This window comes from Sphingobium sp. V4, assembly GCF_029590555.1.
In the GTDB taxonomy this organism is placed as follows: Bacteria; Pseudomonadota; Alphaproteobacteria; order Sphingomonadales; family Sphingomonadaceae; genus Sphingobium.
The window spans coordinates 37,360-58,505 of record NZ_CP081001.1 but is presented as its reverse complement, the minus strand read 5'-3'; the positions used below and the strand labels follow the sequence as shown (position 1 = coordinate 58,505).

General features: G+C 65.4%; 18 protein-coding genes. 10 read left to right on the top strand and 8 right to left on the bottom strand.

What is annotated here, in order from left to right; genetic code table 11:
- Window positions 1-180: 180 nt before the first annotated feature.
- Both K3M67_RS00295 and K3M67_RS00290 read left to right on the top strand, forming a co-directional pair.
- Window positions 181-429 carry a hypothetical protein gene (locus K3M67_RS00295; protein WP_066864370.1) on the top strand — a complete coding sequence of 83 codons (249 nt, stop codon included), beginning with the start codon at window positions 181-183 and terminating at the stop codon, window positions 427-429.
- A gap of 89 nt (window positions 430-518) precedes the next feature.
- The gene (locus tag K3M67_RS00290) at window positions 519-1,736 is read left to right on the top strand and encodes an MBL fold metallo-hydrolase (protein WP_285831973.1); all 1,218 of its coding nucleotides are present in this window, start codon (window positions 519-521) and stop codon (window positions 1,734-1,736) included.
- A gap of 9 nt (window positions 1,737-1,745) precedes the next feature.
- On the opposite strand, the gene K3M67_RS00285 is transcribed toward K3M67_RS00290, so the two are convergent.
- The 3 genes from K3M67_RS00285 to K3M67_RS00275 all read right to left on the bottom strand — a co-directional run bounded on the left by K3M67_RS00285 (window position 1,746) and on the right by K3M67_RS00275 (window position 3,184).
- Entirely contained in the window at window positions 1,746-2,252 is a 507-nt protein-coding gene (locus K3M67_RS00285) for a DUF3617 domain-containing protein (RefSeq protein WP_285831972.1), read from the bottom strand.
- 91 nt (window positions 2,253-2,343) lie between these two features.
- Window positions 2,344-2,580, bottom strand: a complete 237-nt coding sequence (locus K3M67_RS00280; protein WP_066864379.1) for an HNH endonuclease — start codon at window positions 2,578-2,580, stop codon at window positions 2,344-2,346.
- Between the two features lie 34 nt (window positions 2,581-2,614).
- A complete protein-coding gene (locus K3M67_RS00275; RefSeq protein ID WP_285831971.1) occupies window positions 2,615-3,184 on the bottom strand; it encodes a DUF3617 domain-containing protein in 570 nt (189 codons plus the stop codon).
- Window positions 3,185-3,461: 277 nt separating this feature from the next.
- On the opposite strand from K3M67_RS00275, the gene K3M67_RS21915 reads away from it, so the two are divergent.
- Both K3M67_RS21915 and uvrB read left to right on the top strand, forming a co-directional pair.
- On the top strand, window positions 3,462-3,644 hold the full coding sequence (locus K3M67_RS21915; protein ID WP_353051161.1) for a hypothetical protein: 183 nt from the start codon (window positions 3,462-3,464) through the stop codon (window positions 3,642-3,644).
- Window positions 3,645-3,785: 141 nt separating this feature from the next.
- On the top strand, window positions 3,786-5,969 hold the full coding sequence (gene uvrB, locus K3M67_RS00265; protein WP_066864382.1) for an excinuclease ABC subunit UvrB: 2,184 nt from the start codon (window positions 3,786-3,788) through the stop codon (window positions 5,967-5,969).
- A 326-nt stretch (window positions 5,970-6,295) separates the two neighbouring features.
- Here uvrB and K3M67_RS00260 read toward each other — a convergent pair whose 3' ends face one another.
- Window positions 6,296-8,959, bottom strand: coding sequence for a TonB-dependent receptor (locus K3M67_RS00260; protein WP_285832959.1), 2,664 nt, complete (start codon window positions 8,957-8,959; stop codon window positions 6,296-6,298).
- A 408-nt stretch (window positions 8,960-9,367) separates the two neighbouring features.
- On the opposite strand from K3M67_RS00260, the gene K3M67_RS00255 reads away from it, so the two are divergent.
- Window positions 9,368-11,395 carry a tetratricopeptide repeat-containing sulfotransferase family protein gene (locus tag K3M67_RS00255; RefSeq protein ID WP_285831970.1) on the top strand — a complete coding sequence of 676 codons (2,028 nt, stop codon included), beginning with the start codon at window positions 9,368-9,370 and terminating at the stop codon, window positions 11,393-11,395.
- 6 nt (window positions 11,396-11,401) lie between these two features.
- Here the strand turns inward: K3M67_RS00255 and fahA are convergent, their stop codons facing one another.
- From fahA to phhA, 4 genes are read right to left on the bottom strand one after another with little or no spacing between them, the layout of a single operon-like run.
- Window positions 11,402-12,703 (bottom strand): fumarylacetoacetase, encoded by a 1,302-nt coding sequence (fahA, locus tag K3M67_RS00250; RefSeq protein ID WP_285831969.1) that lies wholly within the window; start codon window positions 12,701-12,703, stop codon window positions 11,402-11,404.
- Window positions 12,700-14,004: a homogentisate 1,2-dioxygenase gene (gene hmgA, locus K3M67_RS00245; protein WP_285831968.1), complete on the bottom strand. Its 1,305-nt coding sequence runs from the start codon at window positions 14,002-14,004 to the stop codon at window positions 12,700-12,702. Before hmgA ends, fahA begins: the two co-directional genes overlap by 4 nt.
- Window positions 14,005-14,017: 13 nt before the next feature.
- Window positions 14,018-15,064, bottom strand: a complete 1,047-nt coding sequence (gene hppD, locus K3M67_RS00240) for a 4-hydroxyphenylpyruvate dioxygenase (protein ID WP_066864396.1) — start codon at window positions 15,062-15,064, stop codon at window positions 14,018-14,020.
- Window positions 15,061-15,930 (bottom strand): phenylalanine 4-monooxygenase, encoded by an 870-nt coding sequence (gene phhA / locus K3M67_RS00235; protein WP_285831967.1) that lies wholly within the window; start codon window positions 15,928-15,930, stop codon window positions 15,061-15,063. Before phhA ends, hppD begins: the two co-directional genes overlap by 4 nt.
- Window positions 15,931-16,025: 95 nt before the next feature.
- On the opposite strand from phhA, the gene K3M67_RS00230 reads away from it, so the two are divergent.
- From K3M67_RS00230 to K3M67_RS00210, 5 genes are all read left to right on the top strand, one after another.
- On the top strand, window positions 16,026-16,499 hold the full coding sequence (locus K3M67_RS00230; protein WP_066864402.1) for an Lrp/AsnC family transcriptional regulator: 474 nt from the start codon (window positions 16,026-16,028) through the stop codon (window positions 16,497-16,499).
- A 155-nt stretch (window positions 16,500-16,654) separates the two neighbouring features.
- On the top strand, window positions 16,655-17,440 hold the full coding sequence (gene lptB / locus K3M67_RS00225) for an LPS export ABC transporter ATP-binding protein (RefSeq protein ID WP_285831966.1): 786 nt from the start codon (window positions 16,655-16,657) through the stop codon (window positions 17,438-17,440).
- A 150-nt stretch (window positions 17,441-17,590) separates the two neighbouring features.
- On the top strand, window positions 17,591-19,123 hold the full coding sequence (gene rpoN / locus K3M67_RS00220; RefSeq protein ID WP_066864408.1) for an RNA polymerase factor sigma-54: 1,533 nt from the start codon (window positions 17,591-17,593) through the stop codon (window positions 19,121-19,123).
- 91 nt (window positions 19,124-19,214) lie between these two features.
- On the top strand, window positions 19,215-19,649 hold the full coding sequence (locus K3M67_RS00215) for a DUF7684 family protein (protein ID WP_285831965.1): 435 nt from the start codon (window positions 19,215-19,217) through the stop codon (window positions 19,647-19,649).
- A gap of 485 nt (window positions 19,650-20,134) precedes the next feature.
- A complete protein-coding gene (locus K3M67_RS00210; protein ID WP_066864411.1) occupies window positions 20,135-20,986 on the top strand; it encodes a D-amino-acid transaminase in 852 nt (283 codons plus the stop codon).
- The last annotated feature ends 160 nt before the right edge of the window (window positions 20,987-21,146 follow it).

The following is a 21,146-nucleotide window of genomic DNA, read 5'->3' as shown; positions in this document are numbered from 1 at the left end:
GGACCGGCGATGCGATCCGGCAAAAGGGCAGAGCCTCGGGCAGGCGCGCAAACTCGGGGGCGCCCCCTCCCCCGCTTCGCGCGCGGCCGATCAAACTGACTGATCCTGGTCAAGCGCCAGGAACTCCCACCGTCGCCCCGCATTCTCCCCGGCACCCCCTTCCTGCCGGAGCATCCCCTCATGTCCTTTACCCAGCTCGATCCGCCCTTGCCCGTCCATGTGGAAGGCAAGGGCAAGGGCTATGCCTTTGCCGTCATCGACTATGGGCAGGAGCATAATCTGATCTGGGTGACGGGGCTGAGCGATTCCGGGGAAATCTGGTGCGCGCCCAATCCGCTGGTGCGGTTGCAGGGCAACTGGTCCATGGGCCGCGACCTGCCTTATGCGTCGGCCCGGTCCAACGGCGGGACGGCGATCAAGCCGAGCTGACCGGCACGCAGGCGCGCGCCAAGTCCGCACGCCCTTGTCCTGCCGGCGCCTTGCGCTATGTCGCTGCTGCACGGATCGCAGGGAGCAGCATGAACCGCCTCATCAGCATCATCAGAGGCGCGGGCATCGGGCTGCTGTTCCTGGTCATCGCGCTCTGCCTGGCGATCACGCTCGTTCCGCCCTTTCTGGACCGCATCTATCATGACGGGCCGGTCAGCCGCCATTATGACGGCGCTCATTTCTTCAACCCCGACGGCGCGATCGAAACGCCCGCGCCGCCCGGCACCAGCCGGCAGGGCTTCCTCTTCCGCTGGCTGCTGGGCGCGGACGACCGGCCGCCCTGGCCCGTCGCCATCGCCGTCAAGCCCAGCCGCCCCGCCCCCTTCGCCGCGCCGCGCGGCATGGTGGCGACCTGGGTCGGCCATGCGACGGTGCTGGTGCAGGCGGCCGGGCTCAACATCCTGACCGATCCGATCTGGTCCGATCATGCCAGCCCCTTTCCGCCGATCGGGCCGAAACGGATCGCGCGGCCGGGCATCCGTTTCGACGACCTGCCCCGCATCGACCTGGTCATCATCAGCCACAATCATTACGACCATATGGACCTGCCCACGCTGAAACGGCTGTGGGATCGGGACCGGCCGAAGATCGTCACCAGCCTGGGCAACGAGGCGATATTGAAGCGGGAGGGCATCCCCGCGACCGCGCTCGACTGGGGCCAGTCGGTCAGCGGCGCGGCGCTCAACGGGCTGGCGCCCGATGCCGTCATCCAGTGCGGTCATTATGAACATTGCCCCGACTATCGCGTCCATGTGACCCGCAACCATCACTGGAGCAGCCGCTGGGGCGCCGACCGCAACCGCGCGCTCTGGTCCAGCTTCGTCATCGAAACGCGCGCGGGCAACATCTTCTTCGCCGGCGACACCGGCGCGGGCGACATGGGCTGGCCCTATGAGGCCCGGCGGATCGGCCCGATCCGCTTGGCGCTGATCCCGATCGGCGCCTTCCGCTTCTGGAAAGGGCAGATGCAGTCGGACGCCCATCTCGGTCCGATGCAGGCGGTGGAGCTGTTCCGGCGTCTGGGCGCATCGACCGCCATCCCCATCCATTGGGGCACGTTCCGCCTCTCCTACGAACAATGGGACACGCCGCCCCGGATGCTGGAGCTGGCGCTGCGCTGCGAGGGGATAGAGCGGCGGCGCTTCGCCCCCCTGCGGATCGGGCAGTCGCTGCTGGTCCCGACCGTCAGCCCGGTCGTGCCGGGGCGCAGAAAATGCGACGAGCGGGCGATCCGCGCGCTGGAGTGACGCGGCCGGTCAGGAGGGCGAGGGGCAGTCGCCGACCCGACGGCCAGTCAGGTCATGGGTGGTGCGCAGCACCGGCTGTCCACTCTCGGTCTTCGTCATCGTCGATCCGAGCGTCAGCATGTCGGCGGTATAATTGCCCTCTACCGCGATTTCTGAGGTGCCCGCCCCGGCCTTGCAGCTCAGCGTGGCGATCAACCGACCCTTGCGCGCCATCTTGTCCTTGTAAGTGCATTCCGTCCCTTCCGCGCCGGCGAGGGCGTTGGGGTCGGGCAGGCCGTCCTTGTCCACGGCGATGCACAGCTTGTCCTCGCTGACCTGCTTCAGCGCTTCCTGATATTCGGCCGGGGTGACGGTGGGGGTATTATAGCCGGTGGTCTTGCGGGTCAGCGCCCATTGCCCCGCCTGCATGACGACGGGCGCCTCCTCGGCCTCGGGCGCGGGCGCGGGATCACTGCCGCAGGCGGCCAGGCCAAGGGTCAACGCCAGCGGCAAGGCCGCCTGCACAGTCATTCGCATATCCTCTCCCTGTGTTCTCGTCACGGAACGGGTGCAGGCTCTACGCCTCGCCCGCAAAGCGCAAGGGGGAATCGGCGCAACCCGCCCCCCATCATCGCCGGGGCCGGGTGGGTGCGTGGAAATCGGGCGGCTTGCCCCCGACCCAGGCAAGGAAGCGGGCGATGACCGGGTGCGCGCGCAACGCCTGCCGGTCGGTATAGCTCCGCGCCAGTTCGGCATTGGCCAGCGTCGCATGGATGGTGCGGTGGCAGATCGGGTGCAGCGGCACCACGTCGCGCCCGCCCCGGCTCCGGGGCAGCGGATGATGCCACTCGACCCGGCGGCCCATCGGCCGGTCGCAGAGCCAGCAGCGCTCCGACGCGTCAGGTCTCACTGCCCGGCGGGCACTCCGGCCCGATCCACTTGCCCTCCGACCGCGCGGTCATCGCCATGGTCATGCCCTGGGGACCGCCCGCCATCTTCATGTCCATGTCCATGCTATAGTGTTCGGGCGCATAGCGGCCCGACATGGTGGCGTTCATCGTGCCGCCCTCCGACTTGCACGACACCTGTCCCTTGACCGCGCCGTCCTTCGCCTCGAACCCGCCATAGGTGCAATTCCTGTTCTCCTGGCCGGAGAACATCTCACCCCCCGGATTGGCGGCCTCCTCGGGCGTCACGCAATATTTGAGCGAGGTCTGGCTCATCATGCTCTTCATCTGCTCCTTCATCCCCGCCGGCGCGCCGGGCATGGCGGACAGGTCGATATCCTGGATGGTGAAGCGGCCTTCCCACTGGCCGGGCCTGAGCTGGACCTTGTCGACCTGCGCCTTCACCTCCGCCTTGCTCATGGCGTCGGTGGCGGCGATGTCCCCCGGCTTGTCGCCGGGCTTGTCACCACAGGCGGCCAGCGCGCCCGTCAGAACCGCGAGCATCAAGACTGTCCGGCGCATGATCATCCCTCCCTGCATCCCTGACCGGACCCGACCATAACAGCGTCGCGCGCCGGTTCAATGACATGGGACACATGCGGCAAATGTTCTTTATTTGTTCTTATTAGACTGTTATCGGTGTCGTGAAACTTTGGGGCTTTGATTTGCTGGGGCTACTGCTCAACGACATCGGGGGAGAACTGCCCACATCGTCGGCGGCGATCCTGATGGCGTCTTTCTCTATGTCGAGATCGGCGACCGGTGGATCGATACGAGCGTCTTCAAGGATGCAGGCGATGTGGTTCGTTCCATACGGGACAGCGAAGAGCTTGCGAATCTTCTCCGGGATGCGTGGCACGCCGAGTCCGGGGAAGGTGGGATCAAGCGCTGGTCGATCATGGAATATGACGTCAAAGACAACAAGTGCGACGCCATCTTCGAATATCCCGACGAAGTTGACGTGGAAGTGGTCGATGACTGAACGCCGCCAGGCCGCCCTGCGCGCGCGCTTCGGCGACAAGCCGGTCGTCTATCCGCCACCGCCCAGGGGCGCGTTCGAACTGAAACCCTGACCATCGCGACGCGGATTGCGTCGCCCGCCAAAGACCCCATATTCGCCCCCATGTCGATTCAGATCCGCACCACGCTCGATGAACCGGAAACCGGCGCAGGCTTCGTGCCCCATCGCCCCGCCCGCCCTGAAAAAAGCGAGGGTGGCCGGCCCTTCACCCTGGTCAGCGATTATGAGCCGTCGGGGGACCAGCGCACCGCGATCCCCGAACTGGTCGAACAGGCGCTGGCGGGGGAGAAGGACCAGGTGCTGCTCGGCGTCACCGGCTCCGGCAAGACCTTCACCATGGCCAAGGTGATCGAGGCGTTGCAGCGCCCTGCGCTGATCCTGGCGCCCAACAAGATCCTCGCGGCGCAGCTCTATGGGGAGTTCAAGAGCTTCTTCCCCGACAATGCGGTCGAATATTTCGTCAGCTATTACGATTATTACCAGCCCGAAGCCTATGTGCCGCGCTCCGACACCTATATCGAGAAGGAATCGAGCGTTAACGAGAGCATCGACCGGATGCGCCATTCCGCCACCCGCGCGTTGCTGGAGCGGGACGATGTCATCATCGTGGCGTCGGTCTCCTGCCTCTACGGTATCGGATCGGTCGAAACCTATTCGGCGATGACCTTCTCGATGAAGAAGGGCGGGATCGAGGACCAGCGCGAGATCATCCGCAAGCTGGTGGCCCTCCAGTATAAGCGCAATGACGCGGGCTTCGCGCGCGGCAATTTCCGCGTGAAGGGCGACAATCTGGAGATTTTCCCGTCCCACTATGAGGATACCGCCTGGCGTGTCAGCTTCTTCGGCAACGAGATAGAGGAGATCGTCGAATTCGATCCCCTGACCGGCAGGAAGGTCGCCAGCCTCGACTATGTGAAAGTCTTTCCCAACAGCCACCATGTCACCCCCGGCCCGACGCTCAAGCAGGCGATGGAGGCGATCCGCCATGAACTGGCCGAACGGCTCAAGGAATTGGTGGCGGAGGGCAAGCTGCTGGAGGCGCAGCGGCTGGAGCAGCGCACCAATTTCGACCTGGAGATGATCGCCGCGACGGGAAGCTGCGCAGGGATCGAGAATTACAGTCGTTTTCTGACCGGCCGCCTGCCCGGCGAGCCGCCGCCGACCCTGTTCGAATATCTCCCTGAAAATGCCGTGCTGTTCGTGGACGAAAGCCACCAGACCGTGCCGCAGATCGGCGCGATGGCGCGCGGCGACCATCGGCGCAAGATCACGCTGGCCGAATATGGCTTTCGCCTGCCCAGTTGCATCGACAACCGCCCGCTGCGCTTCAACGAATGGGACGCGATGCGGCCGCAGACGGTCAGCGTCTCCGCGACCCCCGGCCCGTGGGAAATGGAGCAGACCGGCGGCGTGTTCAGCGAGCAGGTGATCCGTCCCACCGGACTCATCGACCCGCCGGTCGAGATCAAGCCGGTCGAGGACCAGGTGGACGACCTCATCAACGAATGTCGCAAGGTCGCCGCGCAGGGCTATCGCACGCTCGTCACCACGCTGACCAAGCGCATGGCCGAAGACCTCACCGAATTCATGCACGAGGCCGGGATCAAGGTCCGCTACATGCACAGCGACGTCGAGACGCTGGAGCGCATCGAGCTGATCCGCGACCTCCGGCTCGGCGTCTATGACGTGCTGATCGGCATCAACCTGCTGCGCGAGGGGCTGGACATTCCCGAATGCGGGCTGGTGGCGATCCTGGACGCGGACAAGGAAGGCTTCCTGCGCTCCGAAACCTCGCTGATCCAGACGATCGGCCGCGCGGCCCGCAACGTCGAGGGGCGCGTGATCCTCTATGCCGACCGAATCACCGGCAGCATGGAGCGGGCGCTCAACGAAACCAGCCGCCGCCGCGAGAAGCAGGAAGCCTATAACCGCGAACATGGCATCACGCCGACCACGATCAAGCGCAACATCGGCGACATCATCGCCCATGTCGCGTCCAAGGATCAGGTGACGGTCGACACCGGGCTGGAGGATCGCCCCCACCTCGTCGGCCACAATCTGCGCGCCTATATCGAGGATCTGGAAAAGAAGATGCGCGCCGCCGCCGCCGACCTGGAGTTCGAGGAAGCCGGCCGCATCCGGGACGAGATCCGCAAGCTGGAGGCGGAGGAACTGGGCCTGCCGGCGGAGCAGCAGGTGGCCGCCCCACGCGGCCGCGCGACCGAGGGCAAGCCGGGCACGCGGAAGCTGCGATACGGCAAGGTGCAGAAGAAGTTCGGACGGTAGAGGCGCGCTGGATTCAAGCCTTTCATCATCCCTTGCCTTGAGCCCGGCTCGATCGGCTTCCCCGCTCATGGCAGACGCTCGCCGAGCAGCCCCGGCGCATCATGTCCCTTGGACCGCGACAATGGGCCATGGGTTCTGATTGATGCGCCTTGATATTACAGGGGCACTTCTGGCCGCTGCCGGATCGGATTTCCGTTCGCATGACCTCGTCGACAATCGGCCGGGCCAGTGGGCAACATCAGACGCGCCCCGCTCTCACGCCCCCGGAAAGCCGACCGCCGCCGGGCCTCTCGACCGGGCGGCGCATCGTCGTCCGTGCTCCAGGCTCAGAATTTCTGGCCGAAGCGGATGCCGAAAAATTGCGGCCGGATCGTGAAGGTGCGTGACGATCCCGCGCAGAAGTCGATCGAGCAGAAGGTGTTTTTGGTCAGCTGCCCGCGCTTGTCGAAGGCGTTTTGCAGGAACAGGGTCAGGCTCCAATTGTCCTTCTTGAGGCCGCCGGAAAAGTCGAAGCTGACGAAACCCTTGGTGTTGCCCAGCAAGGCGTTGCTGTCGACATTCAGATCCTGCGTCGCTCCCGTCTGGTAGAGGGCGGCGCCCTGCAGAAAGGCCCGATAGTCGCCGAAATCCGTGTCATAGCGGACCGAGGTCGTGCCCTTGAATTTGGGCTGACGCGGCAGGCGCGTTCCGTCATCGGCAGCGACGGACGGGATCGGCGGGTTCGCGCCGACATCGACGCCGGGCGCGCAACTGGTCAGCTGACTGATCGCGGTTCCTGCGGCGTTGAGCGCGAAATTGCAGAAATCGCCCTTCAGCTTGCCATCATTATAGGCGCCCGATGTCGATATGGTGAAGCGGCCGAGCTTCAGGTCGGCGTCATATTCGATGCCCTTGACCACGGCCTTGCCGGCATTGCCGGTCATGCCCGCACCCTGCGCGCCCGCGACCACCACGCTATACTGGATATTGTTCCATTTCTCGTAATAGACGGCGGCATTGAACCGGAAGACGTTGTTCCAGGTCGTCTTCACGCCCAGTTCGAAATTGGTCAGCGTCTCGGACTCGAACGGCGCCACGTCGACGATCCTGCCAAGGCTGCGGATGCGCAGCGGACGGTTGTAGCCGCCGGGGCGGAAGCCGGTCGAATAGTTGAAATAGACCATCTTGTCGGGCTGGAACTGCCAGTCAAGCGCGACCTTGTGGGTTTCGCCATCCTCCTTGTATCGCCCGGCTCCATCGGCGGCGTTGACGTTGGTGTTGAGGCAGGTCAGGCGCTGCGTGGCCGACAGCGGCGTCGTGCAGCCCACGCCCGCCGCCGATCCCGCTACGCCGGCAAAGCCCTTCACCTTATAGTCGGTCCAGAAATAGCGGATGCCGCCGGTCAGCTTCAGCGCCGGGGTGATGTTGTAATGGCCTTCGGCGAAGACCGCCTTGTCATGATAGAGCTGGTCCTGCTCGACGATGTAGAAGCCGTCGCTCTTCACCGCCTGCGTTCCCAGCAACATCGTGCCGAGCGGATTGCCGTTCGGATTGATGACGTCGCTGGTGTCGAAATAGGGATTGCCGTCGTCATCATAGGCGATGCCGTACATGGCCGGCACGCCGATCAGTCCGCCGGGAACATCGCCGCCCCCGGTCGCGGTGTAGCCGGTGATCGTGTCCAGCCCGCGAATGGCATAATAGGTGTTCAGCTCATTCTTCTGCCGCTGGTAGAAACCGCCGATAGTCACGTCGAAAGGCCAGTCCTTGGGCGTGCTGATCCGCAATTCCTGGGTGAACTTGTCGCGGTGCGTGTCGGCATGATAATATTGCGTCGGGTCGATCAGCGAACATTGCTGCGACGCGCCCGACCCGGTGCAATTGTCGAAAAATTGCAGATAGCTTTCATAGCCCGGCCCGAACCCGTCATAGGTGACGGTGTAATAGGTATAGTCGTTGAGCGTGCGCGTCCGGCGCTTGAAATAGCCGGTCGCCGAAACGACCTCCCAGTCGCCGATATGCCCGTGGATGCTCATCGCCGCCTGATACCAGCGGTCGTCATTCTTGGTCTGGTCATAGTCATGGACTTCCAGGTCGCCGACGCGCGGGTCATAGCCGAAATAGCCGCGCGCCACCTGCTTTTGCGCGGTGATCGACGGGTTGAACGACCAGCCGTCGACCGGCTCCCACAAGAGTTGCAGCCGCCCGCCAAATTCCCTGATCGTGTTGTAATCGTCCTTGGCGATGTCGCTATTGTCGAGATTGAGGAAGGTGTTGGGGTTGTTGTCGCCCAGATTATAGACCGCCGGCGACCCGTCGTTGAGCAGGCCGTTGTTGGGCGTGTTGTCGATATAACCGCCTTCGCGCCGATAATAGCCCATGGCGCGCACCGCCAGCGTGTCGCTCAACGGCACGTTGACGAAGGATTCCAGCTGCCCACCGAAATCGCCCTTGCCATATTTATTGGCTTCGACGTCATAGCCGAACTCGAACTTGTCCAGCGTCGGCTTGTTGGTGATCAGGCGGATGGTACCGGCCAGCGATCCGGCGCCATAGAGCGTACCCTGCGGCCCGGACAGCGCCTCGACACGCTCCATGTCATAGGCATGGATATCGGGCACTTCGGTGCCGGTGATGGGGATGTCGTCCAGATAATAGCCGACCGAGGCATAGGCGCCGCCCGCCGGTACGATGCCGCGGAAGAAAGCGGTGTTGCGACCCGGTCCGATGCCCTCGAACGACACCGACGGCAGCAGCGCGGCGAAATCGCTCAGCCCCTTGACCTGCCGTTCCGCCAGCTTTTCCGCGCCCAGCGCCTGCATGGAGATCGGCACCTTCTGGATGCTCTGCGCGCTGCGCGTCGCGGTCACCACGATCTCGCCCAGGCCCTGCTCGTCGCCGGGCGTCGATATGGCCGGATCGACGGCCGCCTGATCGGCCGCTTCGGCGGAAAGGGCCATGCCGGGGGAACCAAGCCCCGCCAGGATGGTGGTCACGCCCAGTATCTTCATCAAATGCGACCGGCGATGAGACTGGCTTTTCATTCTGTTCGACTCCCCCTGTAGAAACGAGCCTCCCGTTTTCCTCTCCCCGTCCACGGTTCGCCCGTGTTGTTATGACGCGTTGCATCATGCCCGGACGGGCACATGCGACCTTGACCTTCGCAAGCACACACAACTCCGCGACCGGAACCTGCAATCGGCCCGGAGCCTGCCGCGGACCCATGCGGCATCCTCGATAAATGCAACTACCCCTTGGACTTCGGTCATTCAGGACGGTTGTCCAGCTTTGATAATGCGACAACGAAAGCAGGAGTCAACAGCTTAGTTACTCCTTCGTTACACAGATTTCCGGATCATCATTGCGCAGTCGCACAATGCCGGTCATTGTGCGTTCACGAAAGGAAATAGGACAGCCATATGGATGTTGCTCCGCGCGCCGCCGGCCTTGCCACCCGGCCCCTTCCGCTGGACCGGGCGCTCGCCAGTGCGGCGCGGCGGCTCGACACCGACCCGGCCGGCGCGCTGGAGGAGGCCGAAGCGATCCTGCGCCAGGCCCGAGGCCTGCCGCCGGCGGAACTCATCGCCGGCCAGGCGCTGCGACGCCTCGGTCAACCACAGGTCGCACTCGCGCGCCTCGCCACTCTCGCCCGCCGCCAGCCGCGCGTGCCCGCCATCCTGTGGGAACTGGCGCAGGCCGCCAGCGAAGCAGGCGACACCGGCGGCGCCATCGCCGCGCTGGAAGAACTGGCGCGCCAGCAGCCGGGCGTGGCTGGCGGCTGGTTCCTGCTTGCCGCCCAACTGCGCAAGGCCGGCCGCGACGAGCAGGCGTGGCGCGCGGACCTGTCGGGCGTCCATGCCGCCTCGCGCGACCCAACCCTGCTCGAAGCGGCGATGGCGATGAATGAAGGCCGCCTTGACGACGCCGAAGCCCGGCTGGCCGGGCGCGACGATCCCCCCGCCATCCGCCTCGGCGGCGAAATCCAGTGGCGGCGCGGCGACATGAACCAGGCGCTCGCGCTGGTCGAACGCGCCGTGACCCTCGCCCCCGGCTTCGATCTGGCGCGCGATTTCCTGATCCGCCTGCTGCTCCAGAACAACCGCCTGCCCGAAGCGCTAGCCCATGCCGACATACTGACCCAATCCCCGCTCAGGCATCCGGGCTACGACCTCATCAAGGCGTCCGTGCTGGTGCGCCTCGGCGATCAGGAGGGCGCCTGCGCCCTCTATGAAAGGCTGCTGGCGCAAAAGCCCGACCAGCCGCAGGTCTGGCAGAATCTGGGCCATGCGCTCAAGACGCTGGGACGCCAGGCCGACGCCATCCACGCCTACCGGCAGGCCGTGACGCATCAGCCGACCATGGGGGAGCCCTGGTGGAGCCTCGCCAACCTCAAGACGGTGACGCTCGGCGCCGACGACATCGCCACGATGGAAAGCGCGCTTGCGACGTTGGAACCGGACGCCGCCAGCCGACGGGAGGATATATTCCACCTCCATTTCTCGCTGGGCAAGGCGCATGAGGATGCGAAGGCCCACGCCGCCGCCTTCGCCCATTATGACCGGGGCAACCGACTGCGCCGCGCCATGATCCTGCACGATGCGGACGCCTTCGCCGCCGAGGTGCAGGCGGCGACATCGACATTCACCGCCCCCTTCCTCGCCGAACGAAGCGCAGGCGGATGTCCCGCGGCCGACCCGATCTTCATCGTCGGCCTGCCGCGCGCCGGGTCGACGCTGGTGGAACAGATCCTCGCCAGCCACAGCCAGGTCGAAGGCACGATGGAACTGCCGGAGATGATGATTATCGCCAGCCGGCTCCAGTCGCGCGTGGACGAAGGCGAATTTCCTAATTTCCGGGCGATGGTCGCCGCGCTCTCGCCCGCCGACCGGCTGCGCCTGGGCGAGGAATATCTCGACCGCACCCGCATCCACCGCCACAGCGGCACGCCCCATTTCATCGACAAGATGCCCAACAACTGGCAGCATGTCGGCCTCATCCATCTCATCCTGCCCAACGCGCGCATCATCGACGCGCGCCGCCATCCGATGGGTTGCTGCTTTTCGGGCTGGAAACAGCATTTCGCGCGCGGTCAGGCCTTCACCTACGATCTCACCGACATCGGCCTCTATTATCGCACCTATGTCGACCATATGGCGGCCATCGACGCCGCGCTGCCCGGCCGCGTCCATCGCGTCCTCTATGAACGCATGGTCGCCGACACGCCGGGGGAAGTGGCGCGCCTGCTCGACCATCTGCGCCTGCCGTTCGAGGAGGAATGCCTCGCCTTCTGGCGCAACAAGCGGGCGGTCCGCACCGCCAGCTCCGAACAGGTGCGCCAGCCCATCTTCACCGACGGCATCGACCAGTGGCGCAATTTCGCGCCCTGGCTGGGGCCGCTGGAGGAAGCGCTGGGACCGGCGCTTGCCACCTGGTCCGACGCGCCCTGACGCCCGTCACCGCGCCGGCAGCACCCGCGCCCGGCACGCGCCAAAGCCGATCGGCACCGCACCCACCGCTTCGCCGCGCGCGCGCAGCGTCACCTCGTCCCCGTCCTCCAGGAAGGTCCGGGTCTCGCCGGTCGGCAGCGCGATCGACTCGCGCCCGCCGCTGCTTAGCTCCATCAGGCTGCCATAGCCCGCCCGCTCCGGCGCCGAGATGGTGCCGGTGCCCAGCAGGTCGCCCGGCTGGAGGTTACAGCCATTGGATGCGTGGTGCGTCACGATCTGCTGCACCGTCCAATACATGTTGCTCGCCGGCCCCCGGCTGAGGCGCAGCGGCGCCAGCCCCGCGTCGCGCATCGCCGCGCTGGTCAGTTCCACTTCCAGCACCAGCCCCAGCGCGCCATGCGCCTGGTCGTCCGCATCGCCCAGATAGGCCAAGGGCGCGGGATCGCCCTCCGGCCGAGCCGGCTGGGCGATGCGGAATGGCGCGAGCGCTTCGGGCGTCACCACCCAGGGAGAAATGGTCGAATGGAAATTCTTGGCTAGGAACGGCCCCAGCGGCTGATATTCCCAGGCCTGGAAATCGCGCGCGGACCAGTCGTTGAGCAGGCAGAAACCGGCGATATGGTCGGCCGCCTGCGCGATCGGGATCGGCGTGCCAAGATCATTGCCCGGTCCGATCCACACGCCCAGCTCCAGCTCATAGTCGAGCCGCGCCGTCGGGCCGAACAGCGGCGCGTCGGCCTCCGGCGGCTTGCGCTGACCGCAAGGGCGCACCAGCGGCTCGCCCGACGGCCGCACCGACGAGGCCCGGCCATGATAGCCGATCGGCACATATTTATAATTGGGCAGCAGGGGATTATCGGGCCGGAACTGGCGGCCGATATTGTTGGCATGATGGATGCCGACATAGAAGTCGGTGTAGTCGCCGATCCGCGCGGGCAGATGCAGCGTGCAGTCCGCCGCGTCATGCAGCATCGGCTCGATCCGCGCGCGATGAGCCTGATCGGACAGCAGGTCGCTCAGTCGGTGCCGCAATGCCCCGCGTTCCGCCGCCGGCAGCGCCATCAGCCCGTTCAGCGTCTCGCCCACGCACAGCGGCGCGACGTCGGCGGGCAGCAGGCCCTCGCCCGCGCAGGCGACCAGGTCTAGGATCGCGTCGCCGATCGCCACGCCGGCGCGCGGATACGTCCCCTCGGTCGAGAAGATGCCGAAGGGCAGGTTCTGCACCGGAAAATCGCCATGGCCCTGCGCGCTCGCGACCCAGCTGGTCCGCCTGGGGGCGTGCGTCGCGTCGATCGTCCACCAGCTCATCGTGGCAGCTCCGCCTTGGGGAAACCCTGCCAGCAATCGTCATAGTCATCCTGCAACAACGGCGTCTCCATCGCCCAGCGCGTCGGGCGCAGGGGGTATCGGCTCTCGATCATGAAGGCCATCGTCTCCTCTATCCTCTGTGGCGCCAGCGTCGCCATGCTTGCCTTGCGCCAGCTGTCCACGTCCGGCCCATGCGCGCCCATCATATTGTGCAGGCTCCCGCCGCCGGGCGCAAAGCCGCCCGCCTTGGCGTCATAGGCGCCATGCAGCAGCCCCATATATTCGCTCATGATATTGCGGTGAAACCAGGGCGGCCGGAAACTGTCCTCCGCCACCATCCAGCGCGGCGGGAAGATCACGAAGTCGGCATTTGCGGTGCCGGGCGTGTCGCTGGGACTGGTCAGCACGGTGAAGATGGACGGGTCGGGATGGTCGAAACTCACCGTCCCCATGACGTTGAAGCGGGACAGGTCATAGCGCCAGGGCGCCAGATTGCCGTGCCACGCCACCACGTCGAACGGGCTATGGTCCAGCGCGCTCGTCCAGAGCGCCCCCATATATTTCTGCACGACCTCCGTCCGTCGCTCGACATCCTCGAACGCCGCGCCCGGCGTCTCGAAATCGCGGGCATTGGCAAGCCCATTGGACCCGATCGGCCCCAGTTCGGGCAGGCGGAACAGCGCGCCATGATTTTCGCAGACATAGCCGCGCGCCGCCCCGTCGGGCAGTTCGACGCGGAAACGCACCCCGCGCGGCACCAGCGCCACCTGCAAGGGCGCTACATCCATCACCCCCATTTCGGTGACGATGCGCAGCGCGCCCTGCTGCGGCAGGATCAGCATCTCGCCATCGGCGGAAAAGAAGGCGCGATCGACCATCGACCGGCTCGCGGCATAGAGATGGATGGCGCAGCCGGCGCCCGCCGCCACGTCGCCATTGCCCGCGACCGTCACCAGCCCGTCGATAAAATCCACACCCTCCCCCGCCGCGTCGGGCAGCGGGTTCCAGCGCAGCCGGTTGGGCGAAGGCGGCACTTCCTCGAACGGCCCGGACCGGATCAACGTCTCACGCGCATAGGGCCGGAACGGCGGATGCCCCGCGCTCGGCCGCATCCGGTAGAGCCAGCTGCGCCGGTTCTCCGCGCGCGGCGCGGTGAAGGCCGTGCCCGACAGCTGCTCGGCATAGAGGCCGAAGGCGGGCTGCTGCGGCGAATTGCGCCCCTGCGGCAACGCGCCCGCCACCGCCTCGCTGGCATGATGATTGGCGAAGCCGGAGAGATAGGGTCCGGGGGAACAGGCCATGTCGCCGCCTCGCCTACGCATCCACCGTCACGACGCCGCGCCGGATCTGGTCCAGTTCGATGCTTTCGAACAGCGCCTGGAAATTGCCGTTGCCAAAGCCCTCATTGCCCTTGCGCTGGATGATCTCGAAGAAGATCGGCCCGAACATGTTTTCGGTGAATATCTGCAACAATATCCCCTCCCGCTCGACATCGCCGTCGATCAGGATGCGGTTCTTCCTCAGCCGCTCCAGATCCTCGCCATGGCCGGGCACGCGCTTGTCGACCAGCTCATAATAGGTTTCGATCGTGTCCTGGAGCCGCACGCCGCGCGCCCGCAGCCGCTCGACCGTATCGTAAATGTCGTCGGTGGTCAGCGCCAGATGCTGGATGCCCTCGCCATGATAATCGCGGATGAACTCCTCGATCTGGCTCCTGTCGTCCTGGCTCTCGTTGAGCGGGATGCGGATCGCCCGGTCCGGCGCAATCATCGCCTGGCTGGTGAGGCCGGTCGCCTTGCCCTTGATGTCGAAGAATTTCTGCTCCTCGAAGCCGAAAAGGGTGCGGTAGAATTCGCTCCACACCCGCATCTGCCCGCGCCGGACATTGTGGGTCAGATGGTCGAGCAGGTCGAGGCCGACATTGTTCGCCGCCTCCTTTTCCCGCCAGCCGGGAAACTCGGCCCAGTCGGCATAGGGATCGCCCCCGTCCGGCATGAAATAGAGATAGGCGCCGCCAATCCCCTCGATGACGGTGTCGTCCTCCTCGGTCGCCTTCGCGCCATTGTCCAACGCCCATTTGAGCGCCGCTTCGGGGTTCGCCACGCGAAAGGCCATGGCGCTCGCCGACGGCCCGTGCACGCCCCGGAACGCCGCCACGCGGCCGGCATCGTCGCGGTTCAGCATCAGGTTGATCCGCCCCTGCTTGTAGCGGGTGATGTTCTTCACCGGATGACGGTGCGTCGCGGTAAAGCCCAGCTGTTCGAACTGCGCCGCCATCGCCTCCGGGTCGGGGGAGGTGAACTCGACAAACTCGAACCCGTTGAGGCCCAGAGGATTGGCGGGCGGATTATCGGCGGTCATGAAAGCTCCTCTTCCTTCTTCTGTGCATAGGCCTGGGTGCCGCGCGTCAGCACGCGGTCGCCCGGCAGGATGGCGTCGGTGTCGAGATCGGGCAGCCCCGCCAGATCGGCATAGAGCGGCGCGAAGTCGGCACCGGTCGTCTGCGCCAGAAGCTGCTCGAAACTGTCGATCACGAAATAGCTCTGCTGGAAATCGTCGATCCGGTAGCGGGTACGCATGATGCGCTTGAGATCGAAACCGATCCGGTTGGGCGACGGATCTTCCAGCGCGAAATGCGATTCGGCGTTGGAGGAGACGATCCCCGCGCCATAGAGGCGCAGCCCTTGCGGAGTGTCGATCAGCCCGAACTCGACCGTATACCAATAGAGCCGCGCCAGCTTCTCGATCGCGCCCAGCCCGTCCGCGCGCAGCCCGCCCCGGCCATAGGCCTGCATATAATCGGCAAAGACCGGGTTCGCGAGCAGCGGCACATGGCCGAACACGTCATGGAAGATGTCCGGCTCCTCCAGATAATCTTCCTGGCTCGGCGTGCGGATGAAACGCCCGGCGGGAAAGCGGCGATTGGCAAGATGATCGAAGAAGAGCCGATCGGGCACCAGCCCCGGCACCGCGACCACCTGCCACCCCGTCGCCGGCATCAGCCGTTCGTTGAGCGCGCGGAAATCGGGAATGCCCGGCCGGTCCATGCGCAATATGTCGAGCCCCGCCAGAAATTCGGGGACGACCCGCCCTTCCAGCATGTGCGCCTGCCGTTCGAACAGCCGGTCCCACATGACATGGTCGGCCGCGTCATAGCGGCCCCAGTCCTGCGGGATGGTCCAGTCCTCCGCCGCGTGGGCGGGACGATCGGCTGCGTCCTTCTCCATGACCGGGATGGTCGCAAAGAATCCCTGAAAATGCTTTTCAAAATGATGAAATCACGCCTGATGATCGACTATATCTTTCATGATATACAAATTTTATGACCGATCTTCTCACGCTCGATGCACTCGACCGCCGCATCCTGACCGAGCTTCAGCGCGACGCGACGCTCAGCAATGCCGACCTCGCCGAACGGGTGGGCAGCACCGGCCCCTCCTGCTGGCGCCGCGTCCGCGCGCTTCAGGAACAGGGCATATTGCGCCGCGCTGTCTGGCTCGCCGACCCGCGCGGGCTGGGCCAGGGCGTCACCGTCCTTTGCCATGTCCGCATGAAGGAATTTTCGGGCGAGGCCATCGCCGCCTTCGAGCATTTCGTGCGCGGGCACGAACAGGTGATGGAATGCTATTCGATGTCGGGCGAGTGGGACTATCTGCTGCGCGTCGTCGCGTCGGACGTCGCCGACTATGAGCATTTCCTGATGCGTACCCTGCTCAAACATCCCTCGGTGGCGGGCGCCTCGTCCCAGTTCGCCCTCTCCACCACCAAATATGAAACCGCCCTGCCGGTCCGGTAACTCCGGTAACGGAGCAGCCGCGCCGGACGCGCTCCCGCCACGCCACGCCCATTTTCTCCTTGCTCCCACGACGTTACCATGCACAAAGCTTGCCAATCGCCCTTGGGCTGCCAATTTACCCCCGCGAGCCTCCATGGCGCGTAAGGAATGACAGGATGCACGACGTGACGACCCAGGACCGGCCGAACTCGGCCTATCCCCCAGCGCCCCAGGAAGTGGGCGACGGCCTGTCGGTCATCTCGATCGCCAAAAGCTATGACAAGCGCGTCGTTCTGTCCGATGTCTCGCTGACCGTGGGCAAGGGCGAGGTGGTCGGCCTGCTCGGCCCCAACGGCGCGGGCAAGACGACCTGCTTCTATTCGGTGATGGGCCTCGTCCGCCCCGATCGCGGCCGCATCGTGCTAGACGGGCAGGACATCACCGGCCTGCCCATGTATCGCCGCGCGATCCTGGGGCTGGGCTATCTGCCCCAGGAAACCTCGATTTTCCGGGGCCTCAGCGTGGCGCAGAATATCGGCGCGGTGCTGGAACTGGCGGAGCCGGACAAGTGTGCGCGGGCCGCCCGGCTCGAACAGCTGCTCGACGAATTCGGCCTCACCCGCTTGAGGGATTCGTCCGCCATGGCGCTGTCGGGCGGTGAACGCCGCCGCTGCGAGATCGCCCGCGCGCTGGCCGCCAATCCCTCGATCGTCCTGCTCGACGAGCCGTTCGCTGGCATCGACCCGCTCTCGATCGCCGACATTCGTGACCTGGTGAAGGATTTGAAGACGCGCGGCATCGGCGTTCTCATCACCGACCATAATGTCCGCGAGACGCTGGAAATCGTCGACCGGGCCTGCATCATCTATGGTGGTCAGGTGCTCTTTGCCGGCAACCCGACCGAACTGGTCGCCAATGCCGACGTCCGCCGCCTTTATCTGGGCGAGAATTTCCAGTTGTAAGATGCGAGGGGGCGCTCCTTTCATGCCGCACCGGCTCGCACCCCCACCCGGTCGTTCTATGTCAGTAGCCTATGGGCGGCCGGGTGGGGATGGGGGCCGGTGCGGCTCCAAAATGCGCCCTTCCGCGCATTTTGGCGAAAGAGAACGATAATGGCGCTCGGCCCACGCCTCGACATCCGCCAGAGCCAGTCTCTGGTGATGACGCCGCAGCTCCAGCAGGCGATCAAGCTGCTGGCGCTCTCCAACCTGGAGATCGAGGCGTTCGTCGCGGGCGAGCTGGAAAAGAACCCGCTGCTCGAAACCGGCGGCGATGACGCAATGCCCGCGCCCGACGGCATCGACCGCGACCTGGACCGTCCCGCGCTCGCCGCCGAAACCGGCGCCAGTGACGATCTGATCGCGCAGGGGCTGGGCGGCGCGGACAGCCCGCTCGATGTCGACCATGGCGCCGACATCTTCATCGACGATGGCCCCGGCGACCGCATGGCAGGCGAAGCCGGGCCGATGGGAGGCGCGGGCGGCGGCGGCATGGACGCGCTCTCGGGCGGCTATGGCGACGAAGCGCCCGACTTCGACAGCTTCGCCGCGCCCGACGCGAGCCTCCAGGAACATCTGATGGACCAGGCGCGCGCCGCCCTGTCGGGCATGGACCTGCTCATCGCCAGCCAGCTGATCGGCCAGATCAGCGAGGCGGGCTATCTGGAGGCGAACCTGCTGGCCACCGCCCATGGCCTGGGCGTGCCGCTCCATGATGTGGAGCGGGTGCTGGGCGTCATCCACAGCTTCGATCCCACCGGCGTGGGCGCGCGCTCGCTCGCCGAATGCCTCGCGCTCCAGGCGAAGGAGGCGGACCGCCACGATCCCTGCATGGCGCGGCTGCTCGCCAATCTCGACCTGCTCGCCAGGGGCGCCCTGCCGCAGCTGCGCCGCATCTGCGGCGTGGACGAGGAGGACATGGCCGACATGATCGCCGAATTGCGCGGCTATGATCCCAAGCCCGGCCTGCGCTTTTCCGGCGATCGCGCGGCCCCGGTCACGCCGGACCTGTTCGTGCGCGCCACCCGCGACGGCTGGGCGATCGAGATCAACAACGCCACATTGCCTCGCCTGCTCATCAACCGCAGCTATTATATCGAGCTGTCCACGGGCAAGCAGGACAAGGCCGGCAAAGCCTGGCTCGCCGACTGCCTCGCCAGCGCCAACTGGCTGGTGAAGGCGCTCGACCAGCGGCAGAAGACGATCATCAAGGTGGCGAGCGAGATATTGCGCCAGCAGGAGGCGTTCTTCCACCAAGGCGTCGCGCACTTGAAGCCGTTGACGCTCAAGGCCGTGGCCGACGCGATCGGGATGCACGAATCCACAGTCAGCCGCGTCACCTCCAACAAATATCTGGCCTGCCCGCGCGGCCTCTACGAACTCAAATATTTCTTCACCAGCGGCGTTGCGGCGTCGGGCGGCGATGGCGGATCGGTTTCGGCCGAAGCGGTGAAAAGCCACATCAAGGCGCTGATCGCGGCCGAAGACCCCCAAGCGATCCTGTCCGACGACACGTTGGTCGACCTGCTCCGCGCCAAGGGCATGGACATCGCCCGCCGCACCGTCGCCAAATATCGCGAGGCCATGGGCATCGGCTCGTCGGTGCAGCGCCGGCGGCAGAAGGCGCTCAAGGGCAAGGCAGCCTGAAACGGTACGCGGTCGGGCGCCGGGGACGGGTGGGAAGAAGACGGACAGCTTTTAAGTTGAGCTTATCGCATTGCGGACATAGGCTCGCTTGATGAAGCTGGACTATCTGCACGTCTCGCCTGATCAGCCTATGCCTCACATAAAAGCTCGACCCTATCGAGCAATTTTGATTGCCGAAAGGCCAGTAAGCCAAGCTTGGCGTGATGACGTCGCCGCATGGCTCGTTAGCAGCGGATGCCTCTACTTTGTCACTTGGGGCGAAGCCTGCGAAGGATGGCACGATGCAGTGGATTGGGCTGCCTTGAAAGCTTTCGATTTCGGGGAGATACCGGACGACAAGTTTGTGATGACGACGTGGCACAATAAAGAACCATTGTCCGAGACTCTATGGTTTGCCGGGAACTGTGCCTCTCATCCTGATGTGGATCTGACAGAAACAGTGATCGTGCATGTCTCGGCCGTCGAGCGCAGGGCAGAAATATTAGCCCTCTATCGAGATAGCCAAGACGCAGAGAATGGGACCTAGTCCACTGTCCGGTTTGTGGCGTGCTGGAGCGTGACATAAGCGGCAATAAATGGTCGTCTCACTTCATTCCCGTTCGCTCAACAACAGCATCACGTCATGCTTTCAATGTTGGATTTTCTCTGATTTACCCTTGGGGATGAATCCGCCGCTTGCTCCGCCCACCATTCGAACAGCCGTGACCCTGGCGGCGCGTCCCTGGCGCGCAGGCGTGACTCGGGGGACGCGTCCGCGACGCGCGGGCGTGGCCGGGATGACGCGCAGGCGTCGCGTCGCTGGCGCGTTGTCCGCGCATCGCCTCCGCTTTTTCCGCCAAAAACGCCGCCGATCGCCCCGGAAAAATTCCCTGCGACACCGTGAACTTCGGCGCGATCACCAACCGTGACCTCCTATTCCCGAAATTGCGTCGTCTATCACCCGGCGCCCGGCTTGACCCCGCCCGCCCCAGCGGCAAAAGCAGCCGCCAACGCCAGTCTCAAGGATCGCCCATGTCCGTCGCCTATCTGAACGGCAGCTACCTGCCGCTGGACGAAGTCCGCATCTCGCCGCTCGATCGCGGTTTCCTCTTCGCCGACGGCATCTATGAAGTCGCCGCCGTGATTGACGGCAAGCTGGTCGACAGCGCCAGCCACCTCGCCCGGCTGGATCGGTCGACGGCCGCCATCGGCATCGCCCTGCCGATGACGCTGGCAGCGATCGAGGCGGCGCAGCAGGAACTCGTCGCCCGCAACGCACTGACCGAAGGGCTGGTCTATCTCCAGATCACCCGCGGCGCCGATACGACCCGCGACTTCATCGCCCCCGCCGGCCTGCAACCGACCCTGTTCATGTTCGTGCAGGACAGGCCCTTCCTCGACACCCCCGCCGTCCGGACCGGCATCGCCGTCGCCACCATGCCCGACCAGCGCTGGGCGCGGCGCGACATCAAGAGCGTGGGCCTGCTCGCCCAGGCCATGGCCAAGCAGGCCGCGCGCGACGCCGGCGCGCAGGAGGCCTGGATGGTCGAGGACGGCTTCGTGACCGAAGGCGCCTCCTCCACCGCCTTCATCGTCACCGACGAAGGCATCATCACCCGCCCCTACAGCCAGGCGGTGCTGGCGGGCTGCACCGGGTCGGCGCTCGCCGCGCTGGCGGAGGAGAGCGGCCTCTCCGTCATCCGCCGCCCCTTCACCGTGGCCGAGGCGCTCGCCGCAAGGGAAGCCTTCATCACCAGCGCGTCGACCCTCTGCCAGTCGGTGGTCATGATCGACGGGCAGACGATCGGCGACGGCGCGCCCGGCCCGATCGCGATGCGGCTGCGCGCCCTCTATATCGATTTCGCGCGCGCCACGGGCGTGTAACGATTGACTCCATAATGGATGAATAAGCGCCCAGGCCCGACAGGATAGGAAACTTCCTCCAAAGCGGGCGGACAATGAAGCCAGGTCGGACGAAAATCGGATCGATCCGGGCAAGGCGGCAAGGCGGGCTCCGGGACATGCCGCCAGCTTATGTCCGGAA

Bases quoted from the DNA above. Each gene is read 5' to 3' on its own strand.
- K3M67_RS00295 (WP_066864370.1), top strand. From the start codon at position 181: ATGTCCTTTACCCAGCTCGATCCGCCCTTGCCCGTCCATGTGGAAGGC.
- K3M67_RS00290 (WP_285831973.1), top strand. From the start codon at position 519: ATGAACCGCCTCATCAGCATCATCAGAGGCGCGGGCATCGGGCTGCTG.
- K3M67_RS00285 (WP_285831972.1), bottom strand. From the start codon at position 2,252: ATGCGAATGACTGTGCAGGCGGCCTTGCCGCTGGCGTTGACCCTTGGC.
- K3M67_RS00280 (WP_066864379.1), bottom strand. From the start codon at position 2,580: ATGGGCCGCCGGGTCGAGTGGCATCATCCGCTGCCCCGGAGCCGGGGC.
- K3M67_RS00275 (WP_285831971.1), bottom strand. From the start codon at position 3,184: ATGCGCCGGACAGTCTTGATGCTCGCGGTTCTGACGGGCGCGCTGGCC.
- uvrB (WP_066864382.1), top strand. From the start codon at position 3,786: ATGTCGATTCAGATCCGCACCACGCTCGATGAACCGGAAACCGGCGCA.
- K3M67_RS00260 (WP_285832959.1), bottom strand. From the start codon at position 8,959: ATGAAGATACTGGGCGTGACCACCATCCTGGCGGGGCTTGGTTCCCCC.
- K3M67_RS00255 (WP_285831970.1), top strand. From the start codon at position 9,368: ATGGATGTTGCTCCGCGCGCCGCCGGCCTTGCCACCCGGCCCCTTCCG.
- fahA (WP_285831969.1), bottom strand. From the start codon at position 12,703: ATGAGCTGGTGGACGATCGACGCGACGCACGCCCCCAGGCGGACCAGC.
- hmgA (WP_285831968.1), bottom strand. From the start codon at position 14,004: ATGGCCTGTTCCCCCGGACCCTATCTCTCCGGCTTCGCCAATCATCAT.
- hppD (WP_066864396.1), bottom strand. From the start codon at position 15,064: ATGACCGCCGATAATCCGCCCGCCAATCCTCTGGGCCTCAACGGGTTC.
- phhA (WP_285831967.1), bottom strand. From the start codon at position 15,930: ATGGAGAAGGACGCAGCCGATCGTCCCGCCCACGCGGCGGAGGACTGG.
- K3M67_RS00230 (WP_066864402.1), top strand. From the start codon at position 16,026: ATGACCGATCTTCTCACGCTCGATGCACTCGACCGCCGCATCCTGACC.
- lptB (WP_285831966.1), top strand. From the start codon at position 16,655: ATGCACGACGTGACGACCCAGGACCGGCCGAACTCGGCCTATCCCCCA.
- rpoN (WP_066864408.1), top strand. From the start codon at position 17,591: ATGGCGCTCGGCCCACGCCTCGACATCCGCCAGAGCCAGTCTCTGGTG.
- K3M67_RS00215 (WP_285831965.1), top strand. From the start codon at position 19,215: ATGAAGCTGGACTATCTGCACGTCTCGCCTGATCAGCCTATGCCTCAC.
- K3M67_RS00210 (WP_066864411.1), top strand. From the start codon at position 20,135: ATGTCCGTCGCCTATCTGAACGGCAGCTACCTGCCGCTGGACGAAGTC.